Below are 11,350 nucleotides of genomic sequence, written 5' to 3' on the forward strand. Positions count from 1 at the left end.
TGCGAACTTGCGAAAGGAAACGAGCCCGTCATGATTCTGCCCTGGCTAATCCTGATCCCTTTTATCGGCGGCCTGCTCTGCTGGATGGGCGAGCGCTTCGGCGCTACCCTGCCCCGCTGGATTGCGTTGCTGACCATGTCCCTGGAACTCGCACTCGGCCTCTGGCTGTGGGCCCATGGCGACTATTCATTTGCTCCGGCACCGGGTGTCGATCCAACCTTCGCGCTTGAATTCAAGCACGTCTGGATCGAACGCTTCGGCATCAACGTGCACCTGGCCCTCGATGGCCTGTCGCTGTTGATGATCCTGCTGACCGGCCTGCTGGGTATCCTCTCGGTACTCTGCTCCTGGAAAGAAATCGAGCGTCACGTGGGCTTCTTCCACCTGAACCTGATGTGGATCCTGGGCGGCGTTGTCGGCGTGTTCCTTGCGCTGGACCTGTTCATGTTCTTCTTCTTCTGGGAAATGATGCTGGTGCCGATGTACTTCCTCATCGCGCTCTGGGGTCACAGTTCTTCGGACGGCAAGAAAACCCGGATCTACGCGGCGACCAAGTTCTTCATCTTCACCCAGGCTTCCGGCCTGATCATGTTGGTGGCGATCCTGGGCCTGGTCCTGGTCAACTTCAACAACACCGGCGTGATTACCTTCAACTACGCCGACCTGTTGAAAACCAAGATGTCGATGACCACCGAGTACATTCTCATGCTCGGTTTCTTCATCGCCTTCGCGGTGAAGCTGCCAGTGGTACCGTTCCACTCCTGGTTGCCTGACGCTCACGCCCAGGCACCCACCGCAGGTTCCGTGGACCTGGCCGGTATCCTGTTGAAGACGGCGGCCTACGGCCTGCTGCGTTTCGCCCTGCCGCTGTTCCCGAATGCTTCGGCCGAGTTCGCGCCGATTGCCATGACCCTGGGTCTGATCGGGATCTTCTACGGCGCGTTCCTGGCCTTCGCACAAACCGACATCAAGCGTCTGATTGCCTTCTCGTCCGTTTCCCACATGGGTTTCGTACTGATCGGCATCTACTCCGGCAGCCAGTTGGCGTTGCAAGGCGCCGTGATCCAGATGCTGGCTCACGGTGTTTCGGCAGCCGCACTGTTTATCCTCAGTGGCCAACTGTACGAGCGCCTGCACACCCGTGACATGCGTGAAATGGGCGGCATCTGGTCGCGTATCGCCTACCTGCCGGCGATCAGCCTGTTCTTTGCAGCCGCCTCCCTGGGCTTGCCGGGCACCGGTAACTTTGTCGGCGAGTTCCTGATCCTGATGGGCAGCTTCGTCAGTGCGCCGTGGATCACCGCGATTGCCACCTCCGGCCTGGTGTTCGGTTCGGTCTACTCGCTGATCATGATCCACCGCGCCTACTTCGGCCCGACCAAGTCGGACGCTGTCCTCAAAGGGATGGATGCTCGCGAACTGATCATGGTGCTCGGCCTTGCGGCATTGCTGGTGTATATCGGCGTGTATCCGCAACCGTTCCTCGACACCTCTGCCGCCACGATGCATGGCGTGCAGCAGTGGTTGAGCACCGCCTTCACTCAACTCGCTTCGGCCCGGTAAGAGCGCTATGGAATTCACGATCCAACACTTTATCGCGCTTGCGCCGCTGCTGATTACCAGCCTCACCATTGTGGTGGTGATGCTGGCGATCGCCTGGCGCCGCAATCACTCACAGACGTTCCTGCTGTCTACCGCAGGTCTGAACCTGGCCTTGCTGTCGATTATCCCGGCACTCAAGGTCGCCCCACTGGCGGTGACCCCGCTGGTGATGATCGATGACTTCGCGCTGCTGTACACCGCGTTGATCCTGGTTGCGACACTGGCCTGCGTCACCCTCGCCCACGCTTACCTCGGCGAAGGCGGCACCGGCTACCCGGGCAACCGCGAAGAGCTGTACCTGCTGATCCTGCTGGCTGCGGCCGGCGGTATCGTGCTGGTCAGCGCGCAGCACCTGGCCGGTTTGTTCATCGGCCTGGAACTGCTGTCGATCCCGACCTACGGCCTGGTGGCCTACGCCTTCTTCAACAAGCGCTCCCTGGAAGCCGGCATCAAGTACATGGTGCTGTCGGCCGCCGGTTCCGCGTTCCTGTTGTTCGGTATGGCCCTGCTCTACGCCGAAGCCGGTAGCCTGAGCTTCAGCGGTATCGGCCACGCACTGGCCACCACCAGCATGCCTGCGCCGCTTGCCCAACTGGGCCTGGCCATGATGCTGATCGGCCTGGCGTTCAAGCTGTCGCTGGTACCGTTCCACCTGTGGACCCCGGACGTGTACGAAGGCGCCCCGGCGCCGGTAGCCGCGTTCCTGGCTACCGCGTCCAAGGTTGCAGTGTTTGCGGTGATGGTGCGTCTGTTCCAGATCTCCCCTGCCGCCAACACCGGCGTACTGAGCGACGTGCTGACCGTGATCGCCATTGCGTCGATCCTGTTCGGTAACCTGCTGGCCCTGACCCAGAACAACCTCAAGCGTCTGCTGGGTTACTCGTCCATCGCCCACTTCGGCTACCTGCTGATCGCCCTGGTGGCGAGCAAAGGCCTGGCCGTGGAAGCCATCGGCGTGTACCTGGTCACCTACGTGATCACCAGCCTCGGCGCGTTCGGCGTCATCACCCTGATGTCCTCGCCTTACAAAGGTCGGGACGCCGACGCCCTGTACGAATACCGCGGCCTGTTCTGGCGCCGTCCGTACCTGACCGCCGTGCTGACCGTGATGATGCTGTCCCTGGCCGGTATCCCGCTGACCGCCGGCTTTATCGGCAAGTTCTACATCGTCGCGACCGGTGTTGAAGCCCACGAATGGTGGCTGGTAGCCTCCCTGGTAATGGGCAGCGCCATCGGCGTGTTCTACTACCTGCGCGTGATGGTTACCCTGTACCTGATCGAGCCAAACCTGCGCCGTGTGGACGCCGAGCTGCACTGGGAGCAAAAAGCCGGTGGCGTGATGCTGCTGGCCATTGCCCTGCTGGCGTTCTTCCTGGGTGTCTACCCACAACCGTTGCTCACCCTGGTGCAGCATGCGGTGATGGCGGGTTGATCGCTTAGGCTCAAGCAGTAAACAGAACGGCACCCTTGGGTGCCGTTTTGCGTTTCTGGGGGGAGATATGCGGTGCCACCGCTGTCGCCATCGCGGGCAAGCCCGCTCCCACACATGACCGTGCTCTCATGATGAAACCGGATCAATGTGGGAGCGGGCTTGCCCGCGATGGCGGTAGCAGCGACACCACAAAAAACGGCACCTCACGGTGCCGTTGTGCTATCTGCCCTACCTCACTTACGCGCCGCCTCCCACGACTTGAGCAAGTCGGCATAGTTCACGGTTTCACCCTTGGGCTTTTCGTTCGCCAGTTTCGGCTTCGGTGCACCTGGCTGGTCGAACCAGTACTGGGCATCGCGCTCGGGGTTCATCTTCGGCCCGCAGATCGGCTGCACCTTGGAGCGCTCCAGGCGCGTCATGATGGCGTCCTGATCTTTGGCCAGGCCATCCAGCGCCTGTTGTGGGGTTTTCTCGCCGCTGGCGGCTTCCGAGATATGGCTCCACCACAGCTGCGCCAGGCGCGGATAATCCGGCACGTTGGTGCCGGTCGGCGTCCATTGCACCCGCGCCGGGCTGCGATAGAACTCCACCAGGCCGCCGAGTTTCGGTGCCAGGTCAGTCATGGCCTGGGAGTTGATGTCCGATTCGCGGATTGGCGTCAGGCCGACGATGGTTTTCTTCAAGGACACGGTTTTCGAGGTGACGAACTGCGCATACAGCCAGGCCGCCAGTTTTTGCTTCTCAGGCGTGGATTTGAGGAAGGTCCAGGAGCCCACGTCCTGATACCCCAGCTTCATACCCTCCTCCCAATATGGACCGCGTGGTGACGGTGCCATGCGCCACTTCGGCGTGCCATCGGCGTTCATCACCGGCAAGCCCGGCTTGGTCATATCGGCAGTAAAGGCGGTGTACCAGAAAATCTGCTGCGCGATGTTGCCCTGGGACGGTACCGGCCCGGACTCGGAGAAGGTCATGCCCGCCGCTTCCGGTGGCGCATAGGCGCGCATCCAGTCGACATATTTCTGCGTGGCAAACACCGCGGCCGGGCCGTTGGTATCGCCGCCACGGGTCACGCTGGAACCCACCGGGTGGCAGTCCTCGACCCGAATGCCCCACTCGTCCACCGGCAAGCCGTTGGGCAGGCCCTTGTCGCCGCCCCCGGCCATGGAGAACCAGGCATCGGTAAAACGCCAGCCCAGGGACGGATCCTTCTTGCCGTAGTCCATATGGCCATAGACGCGTTTGCCGTCGATTTCCTTGACGTCTTCGCTGAAGAACTTGGCGATATCTTCATAGGCCGACCAGTTCACCGGGACGCCCAACTCATAGCCGTACTTTTCCTTGAACTTGGCCTTGAGATCGGCCCGCTCGAACCAGTCGGCGCGGAACCAGTACAAGTTGGCAAATTGCTGGTCGGGCAACTGGTAGATCTTGCCATCCGGCGCAGTGGTAAACGAGATGCCGATAAAGTCCTTGAGGTCCAGGGTCGGCGAGGTGAAGTCCTTGCCTTCATTGGCCATCAGGTCGGTGATGGATTCGGTCTTGCCATAGCGAAAGTGCGTACCGATCAGGTCGGAATCGTTGACCCAGCCGTCATAGATATTCTTGTCCGACTGCATCTGGGTCTGCAGTTTTTCCACCACATCGCCTTCCTGCAGCAGATCGTGGGTCAGCTTGATCCCGGTGATTTCACTGAAGGCCTTGGCCAGCACCTTGGATTCGTACTCGTGGGTGGTAAGGGTTTCCGACACCACATTGATCTTCATCCCACGAAACGGCTCGGCGGCCTTGATAAACCACTTCAACTCTTCAAGTTGCTGGGCTTCGGTGAGGGTGGACGGTTTGAACTCGCTGCCAATCCATTTTTTCGCGGCATCCTCATAGGCATCAGCCCAGGCCGCAGCACTCAGGCCACTGAGGGCCAAGACAGCGGCCAATGAAATGCTATGTCGCAGCTTATTGTTTTTATCGAACATAGAGACCTCCTGGTTGGGATCAAAAGGGATGCCTGTGGCTATCCCCAACGCATCACAGACAACAGCCACACCACAGACAGCGCGGACGCCACCCAGATGCTCCAGCCGGTTACGCCAATCACCAGCAGATGCAGGTAGGCGCTCCCGAGAAGACCGATAAACAAACGATCACCACGGGTGGTGCTGATCGGTAACAACCCGCGCCGGGGAATGCTCGGCGAACGCAGCTCCCACGTGGTCATGCCCGCCAGCAACAGGGCAATCGCCGCAAAGAACAGTGCAGTCGGGGTGGTCCAGGCCATCCATTCCATCATCGTTTCCTCAGACCCGGCCGAGGGCAAAGCCCTTGGCCACATGGTTGCGAACAAACCAGATCACCAGCATGCCCGGCAGGATGGTCAGCACCCCGGCGGCCGCCAGTACGCCCCAATCAATCCCGGACGCTGACACGGTGCGGGTCATCACGGCGGCAATCGGTTTGGCATTCACAGACGTCAGCGTGCGCGCCAGCAGCAGTTCGACCCAGGAAAACATAAAGCAGAAAAACGCCGTGACACCGATCCCCGAGCCAATCAGCGGGATAAAGATCTTCACGAAAAACTTCGGAAAGCTATAGCCGTCGATATAGGCCGTTTCGTCGATCTCCTTGGGCACCCCCGACATAAAGCCTTCCAGGATCCACACCGCCAGCGGCACGTTGAACAGGCAGTGGGCCAGAGCCACAGCGATATGGGTGTCGAACAGGCCGATGGACGAATACAACTGGAAAAACGGCAACAGGAACACCGCCGGCGGCGCCATGCGGTTGGTCAGCAACCAGAAGAACAGGTGCTTGTCGCCGAGGAAGCGATAGCGCGAAAACGCGTAGGCCGCCGGCAGTGCCACCGTCAGGGAAATCACGGTGTTCAGGCTCACGTAGTACAGCGAGTTCAGATACCCGGTGTACCAACTGGGGTCGGTGAAAATCACCTTGTAGTTGGCCAGGGTGAAATCCTGCGGAAACAGCGTCAGGCCGCCGAGGATTTCGGTGTTGCTCTTGAAGGACATGTTCAGCAGCCAGTAGATCGGCACCAGCAGGAACAGAATGTAGATCAGCAGGGGGATGACCTTGCGCTTGCTCATGTTGGCGGCCTCAGCGGTTGGCGTCGGAGTGGGTCATGGCGGTGTAGAACAGCCAGGACACCAACAGGATGATCAGGAAATACACCAGGGAAAACGCTGCCGCCGGCCCCAGGTCGAATTGGCCGATAGCCATCTGGGTCAAGGTCTGACTGAGGAAGGTCGTCGCATTCCCCGGCCCGCCCCCCGTCAGGACAAACGGCTCGGTGTAGATCATGAAACTGTCCATGAAGCGCAGCATCACGGCGATCAGCAGCACGCTCTTCATCTTCGGCAACTGGATATGTCGGAATACCGCCCAGGCTGATGCCCGATCAATTCGCGCGGCCTGGTAGTACACATCCGGTATGGCCCGCAGCCCGGAGTAGCACAGCAGCGCCACCAGAGAGGTCCAGTGCCACACATCCATGACCAGCACCGTGACCCAGGCGTCCATGGTGTTGGCGGCATAGTTGTAGTTGATGCCCATGGCATTCAGGCTCGAACCCAGCAGGCCGATATCGGCACGGCCGAAGATCTGCCAGATGGTACCGACCACGTTCCACGGGATCAGCAGCGGGATGGCCATCACAATCAGCACCAGGGACGACCAGCGGCCTTTGGTGGGCATGGTCAGGGCAATGGCAATGCCCAGCGGGATCTCGATCAACAGCACACACGCGGAATAGATGAACTGGCGCAGCAGCGAGTCATGCAGGCGCGGGTCCAGCAGCACTTGCTTGTACCAGTCGGCACCGACGAAATAGCGGCTGGACTGGTCGAAAATGTCCTGCACCGAGTAGTTGACCACGGTCATCATCGGGATCACCGCGCTAAACGCCACCAGCAGGAACACCGGCAATACCAGCCACCAGGCCTTGTTGTTCTGCACCTTGTTCATGGCCGCGCCTCCAGCAGGTAATCATCGGCATAGACCATCAACCATTGCGCCGGGAAGCTGATCGACGCCCGGCCCTCGGGTACCGGTTTGTCTTCGGCCAGGCGTACTTTCAACGGCGCGCCGTCGAGGTTGAGGGTCAGGATCTTGTAGGTGCCCAGGTCTTCGATATGCATGACGTCGGCCTGCAACGCATCAGGATTGGGCTCGTCCCACACATGGATAAACTCGGGACGAATGCCGACCTGAAGTTTTTTGTAGTCCTTTTCCGCGATCTGCCGCTGCTGCACCTCGGACAACGCCAGATGTGTCCCGGCAAACCGCGCCCCACCAGCTTCGGCCTGCACTTCAATCAGATTCATCCCTGGGCTGCCGATGAAATAGCCGACAAAGGTATGGCTGGGACGCTCAAACAATTCCCGCGGCGTGCCGAACTGCACAATCTGCCCGCCGTACATCACCGCGATCTTGTCGGCAAAGGTCGAGGCCTCCAACTGATCGTGGGTGACGTAAACCATGGTGATATTGAACTGCTCATGGATCTGCTTGAGCTTGCGCCGCAGTTTCCACTTCAGGTGCGGGTCGATTACCGTCAGCGGCTCGTCGAACAGGATCGCCGAGACGTCATCGCGCACCAGCCCACGGCCCATCGAGACCTTTTGCTTTTCATCGGCACTCAGGTTGCGGGCCTTTTTGCCCAGCAGGTTCTGCAGGTCGAGCACTTCAGCAATTTCCTGCACCTTGCTGTGCACTTTCGCCTCGGCCATGCCCTGGTTGCGCAGGGGGAATGCCAGGTTATCGAACACGGTCATGGTGTCGTAGACCACCGGGAACTGGAAAACCTGGGCGATATTGCGCTTTTCCGGGGTCAGCTCATTTACCACCTTATTGTCGAACAGCACCTGGCCTTCCGAAGGGCTGAGCAGGCCGGAGATGATGTTGAGCAAGGTTGACTTGCCACAGCCAGACGGCCCGAGCAACGCGTAGGCACCGCCCTGCTCCCAGATGTGGTTCATTTCGCGAATGGCGTAGTCTTCAGGCCCGGCGGGTGTAGGGCTGTAGCTATGTGCCAGGTTCTGCAAATGGATCTCGGCCATCAGGCAACCCTCGCGACACGGCGCCCGGGAGCCTGGACCAAACGGCCCTGACCATCGAACACAAACAGTTTATGGGTCGGAATATAGATGCGGATCGGCGCATCCACGTCGTACTCGTGTACTCCCGGCAGGTGTAAAACCAGCAAAAAATGCTCGCTGCGCACGTGCAGGAAGGTTTCCGAGCCGCTGATCTCCGCCACTTCCACGGTTACTGCCAGTTCCAGATCATCGTCGTTGCTGGGCACCAGGCTGATATGGCTGGGGCGCACACCAAAGCGGAATTCGCCCTCGCCGATGGGGCGCAGGTCGACATTCAACGGAAAGTGCACGTCGCTGGCGAAACTCACTTCATTGCCGCTGATGCGCCCCGGCATCAGGTTGATCGGCGGTTCGGAAAACAGTTCGGCTGCCAGCACGGTCTGCGGTTGGTGATAGACCTCGGCGGCCTTGCCGCTCTGGATCACCCGGCCTTCGTGGAGAATGGTGGTGGTGCCGCCCAGCGCCAGTGCCTCGTTAGGCTCGGTGGTGGCATAGATGGCAATGGTGTTGCGGGCCTTGAACAGCTCGCGCATTTCCTGGCGCAGCTCTTCGCGCAGTTTGTAGTCCAGATTGACCAAGGGTTCGTCGAACAGAATCAGCTCGGCATCCTTGACCAGCGCCCGGGCCATCGCCGTGCGTTGCTGCTGGCCACCGGACAGCTCCAGAGGGTGACGTTGCAGGAACTTCTCGATGCGCAGCATCTTCGCGGTTTCCAGCACTTTGCTGTGGATCAGTTCGTTGGAGGCCCCGGCCTGGCGCAGCGGCGAGGCGATGTTCTCGAACACGGTCATGGTCGGGTAGTTGATGAACTGCTGGTACACCATCGACACATTGCGCAAGCGCACCGGCTTATGGGTGACGTCGACGCCGTTCATCAGGATGCGTCCGCTGTCAGGCTTGTCCAGGCCGGCCATCAGGCGCATCAGGCTGGTCTTGCCGGACAGCGTACGGCCCAGCAACACATTGAAAGAACCGGCTTCAAAGCGCAGGTTGGCGTCGTCGATCCAGGTCTGGCCTTCGACGACACGGGTCACATGTTCCAGGGTCAATGACATGACACGCCCTTTTTCTTATTGGAATTGTTCTTCCAGGGGCAGAGCGAGTTTCGTGCCAATAATAAAAAACGTCGATTTGCCAAAGACTTGAGCAAAACCACTGCTCAGTGCTGAACAGAAATGAACATTCACAACTGAACAATTGAACAACCTCCAGGTTGACAATGAACAGTTCTGAACAACACTGAGCAAGCCCGCTCGCACATTGGAATTGCATAGGGTTCATAACAACAATAAAAAGAAGGTCACCGCCATGGCCGCACCAGCCCCGCTTTTGCCCCACGACACCATCATCCAGGACTCCTGGCGCCGCTGCCGTGCGTTCGGCCTGGATCACCAGAGCGCCCCCAGCTTCGACCAGCTGCCCGCCGAGGGCATCAGCCAACTGCTGGAGAGCCAGCACGCGCTGGTCCAGACCACCCACCAGGAAGTGCTGCCTTATTACGAGAACATCCTCAGCAATTCCAACTGCCTGATCATGCTGGCCGACAATCAGGGCCAAGTCCTGACCTCGTGGGGCACCCAACGCTTTATCGACCCCAAGCTGGCCCGTGGCTTCAACGCCGGAGCCAGTTGGATGGAGCGCGCCACCGGCACCAACGCCATCGGCACCGCGCTGGCCTGCGCCCAGGCGGTGCATATCGAACATGACGAACACTTCCTCAAGGCCAACCGTTTTATGACCGGCTCAGCCGCGCCGATCTTTGATGCCAACCGCGAGATCATTGCGGTACTGGATGTGTCCAGCGACAGCTACCTGCCGCCCTCCCACACCCTGGGCATGGTCAAGATGATGAGCCAGACCGTGGAAAACCGGCTGATCCTTAACCTGTTTGGCGGCGAACACTTCCAACTGACCTTCAACACCGGCCTGAACAACCTCGACAGCCAATGGGCCGGCCTGCTGATCTTCGATGAAAGTGGCCAGGTGCTGTCAGCCAATCGCCGCGCCGACAACTTGCTGGGCATCAGCCTGTCGCGGGTGATGATCGACAGCCTGTTCAAGGTCTCGCTGCTGGAGTTGCTCAACCAGCCCGAAGGCCTGCCCTTTGCCCTGCAGGCTGCGGGGCGCAACCGTTTCCAGTGCCTGCTCAAACGCCCCAAACAGGCGCCGGTGCAGGCCAGGGTCTTTAGTGAACCAGCCTCCGCGCCCATCGGCCTCAAGACCCTGCACTTTGGTGACAGCCGCGTGGAAAAGGCTGTGCGCCAGGCTGAACGCCTACTGGAAAAAGACATTCCGCTGCTGATCCACGGTGAAACCGGTGTCGGCAAGGAAGTTTTCGTCAAAGCCCTGCACCAGGCCAGTTCCCGCAGCCAGCAGGCGTTTATCGCGGTCAACTGTGCGGCAATTCCGGCGGAGCTGGTGGAATCGGAGCTGTTTGGCTATGAAAAAGGCGCGTTCACCGGCGCCAATCAAAAAGGCAGCATTGGCCTGATCCGCAAGGCGGACAAAGGCACGCTGTTTCTCGATGAAATCGGTGACATGCCCTTGCCCACCCAGGCCCGGCTGCTGCGGGTATTGCAAGAGCGCTGCGTCCAGCCGGTGGGCAGCAGCGAATTGTTCCCGGTGGACCTGCGGATTATCTCGGCGACCAACCGTTCGCTGCGCGAACAGGTACAGATCGGACGGTTTCGGGAGGATTTGTACTACCGCATCGGCGGCCTGACCCTGGAACTGCCGCCCCTGCGCGAGCGCAGTGACAAGCAGGCGCTGTTCAAGCAACTGTGGCAACAGCACCGCGAGCCCACGCAGTGGGCCGGGCTCAGTGCTGAAGTGCTGGCGTTATTCGAGCAACACCCCTGGCCGGGCAACCTGCGCCAGGTCAGCAGCGTAATGCAGGTGGCGCTGGTCATGGCCGAAGATCAACCGATTCGCCCCGAGCACCTGCCGGATGATTTTTTTGTCGACCTGAGGCAAGCCGCACCCAGCGCGCCGGTGGTCATGGACGATCTGGACGATAGGCAAAACCTTCAGCAACGACTGGCAGCGGTCGGCGGCAATATCTCCCACTTGGCGAGGGAGTTGGGGGTCAGCCGCACTACCTTATACAAGCGATTACGCGCCGCTCCATAGCCGTAAACCCTGTGTCTTTCTTTAAGACTGATCGCTAGTTGATGTGGGCGTAAACGCCGATTCCAACTGAAAAACTCCC

9 protein-coding genes are annotated in these 11,350 nt (G+C 59.9%); 3 read left to right on the plus strand and 6 right to left on the minus strand.

Translation table 11 applies throughout. From position 1 onward, the window contains the following. Nucleotides 1-30 precede the first annotated feature (30 nt). Both nuoM and nuoN read left to right on the plus strand, forming a co-directional pair. On the plus strand, nt 31-1,563 hold the full coding sequence (gene nuoM, locus PSH73_RS15105; RefSeq protein WP_057445263.1) for an NADH-quinone oxidoreductase subunit M: 1,533 nt from the start codon (nt 31-33) through the stop codon (nt 1,561-1,563). 7 nt (nt 1,564-1,570) lie between these two features. Beyond that, nucleotides 1,571-3,034, plus strand: coding sequence for an NADH-quinone oxidoreductase subunit NuoN (nuoN, locus tag PSH73_RS15110; RefSeq protein WP_200659675.1), 1,464 nt, complete (start codon nt 1,571-1,573; stop codon nt 3,032-3,034). Between the two features lie 233 nt (nt 3,035-3,267). Here nuoN and PSH73_RS15115 read toward each other — a convergent pair whose 3' ends face one another. Genes PSH73_RS15115 through PSH73_RS15140 form a run of 6 tightly spaced genes read right to left on the minus strand, consistent with a single transcriptional unit; the run spans nt 3,268 to nt 9,197 of the window. Continuing rightward, complete coding sequence (locus PSH73_RS15115; protein WP_029293329.1) at nt 3,268-5,010, minus strand: ABC transporter substrate-binding protein; 1,743 nt, start codon at nt 5,008-5,010, stop codon at nt 3,268-3,270. A gap of 38 nt (nt 5,011-5,048) precedes the next feature. Further along, nucleotides 5,049-5,321 carry a DUF2160 domain-containing protein gene (locus PSH73_RS15120; RefSeq protein WP_029293327.1) on the minus strand — a complete coding sequence of 91 codons (273 nt, stop codon included), beginning with the start codon at nt 5,319-5,321 and terminating at the stop codon, nt 5,049-5,051. 10 nt (nt 5,322-5,331) lie between these two features. Next, the gene (locus PSH73_RS15125) at nt 5,332-6,132 is read right to left on the minus strand and encodes a carbohydrate ABC transporter permease (protein ID WP_017735079.1); all 801 of its coding nucleotides are present in this window, start codon (nt 6,130-6,132) and stop codon (nt 5,332-5,334) included. A 10-nt stretch (nt 6,133-6,142) separates the two neighbouring features. Then, complete coding sequence (locus tag PSH73_RS15130; protein ID WP_057441394.1) at nt 6,143-7,009, minus strand: carbohydrate ABC transporter permease; 867 nt, start codon at nt 7,007-7,009, stop codon at nt 6,143-6,145. Next, on the minus strand, nt 7,006-8,103 hold the full coding sequence (locus PSH73_RS15135; protein WP_115128482.1) for an ABC transporter ATP-binding protein: 1,098 nt from the start codon (nt 8,101-8,103) through the stop codon (nt 7,006-7,008). The genes PSH73_RS15130 and PSH73_RS15135 overlap by 4 nt, the downstream gene beginning before the upstream one ends. Continuing rightward, complete coding sequence (locus PSH73_RS15140; RefSeq protein ID WP_057445261.1) at nt 8,103-9,197, minus strand: ABC transporter ATP-binding protein; 1,095 nt, start codon at nt 9,195-9,197, stop codon at nt 8,103-8,105. The genes PSH73_RS15135 and PSH73_RS15140 overlap by 1 nt, the downstream gene beginning before the upstream one ends. Nucleotides 9,198-9,450: 253 nt before the next feature. Here PSH73_RS15140 and PSH73_RS15145 point away from each other — a divergent pair, with 253 nt between their 5' ends. After that, nucleotides 9,451-11,271: a sigma-54-dependent Fis family transcriptional regulator gene (locus tag PSH73_RS15145; protein WP_305460841.1), complete on the plus strand. Its 1,821-nt coding sequence runs from the start codon at nt 9,451-9,453 to the stop codon at nt 11,269-11,271. The last annotated feature ends 79 nt before the right edge of the window (nt 11,272-11,350 follow it).

The sequence above is a fragment of the Pseudomonas sp. FP2294 genome, from assembly GCF_030687625.1.
Classification (GTDB): Bacteria; Pseudomonadota; Gammaproteobacteria; order Pseudomonadales; family Pseudomonadaceae; genus Aquipseudomonas; species Aquipseudomonas shahriarae.

Coding starts and splice junctions, on each gene's coding strand:
- nuoM (WP_057445263.1), top strand. CDS start 31: ATGATTCTGCCCTGGCTAATCCTGATCCCTTTTATCGGCGGCCTGCTC.
- nuoN (WP_200659675.1), top strand. CDS start 1,571: ATGGAATTCACGATCCAACACTTTATCGCGCTTGCGCCGCTGCTGATT.
- PSH73_RS15115 (WP_029293329.1), bottom strand. CDS start 5,010: ATGTTCGATAAAAACAATAAGCTGCGACATAGCATTTCATTGGCCGCT.
- PSH73_RS15120 (WP_029293327.1), bottom strand. CDS start 5,321: ATGGAATGGATGGCCTGGACCACCCCGACTGCACTGTTCTTTGCGGCG.
- PSH73_RS15125 (WP_017735079.1), bottom strand. CDS start 6,132: ATGAGCAAGCGCAAGGTCATCCCCCTGCTGATCTACATTCTGTTCCTG.
- PSH73_RS15130 (WP_057441394.1), bottom strand. CDS start 7,009: ATGAACAAGGTGCAGAACAACAAGGCCTGGTGGCTGGTATTGCCGGTG.
- PSH73_RS15135 (WP_115128482.1), bottom strand. CDS start 8,103: ATGGCCGAGATCCATTTGCAGAACCTGGCACATAGCTACAGCCCTACA.
- PSH73_RS15140 (WP_057445261.1), bottom strand. CDS start 9,197: ATGTCATTGACCCTGGAACATGTGACCCGTGTCGTCGAAGGCCAGACC.
- PSH73_RS15145 (WP_305460841.1), top strand. CDS start 9,451: ATGGCCGCACCAGCCCCGCTTTTGCCCCACGACACCATCATCCAGGAC.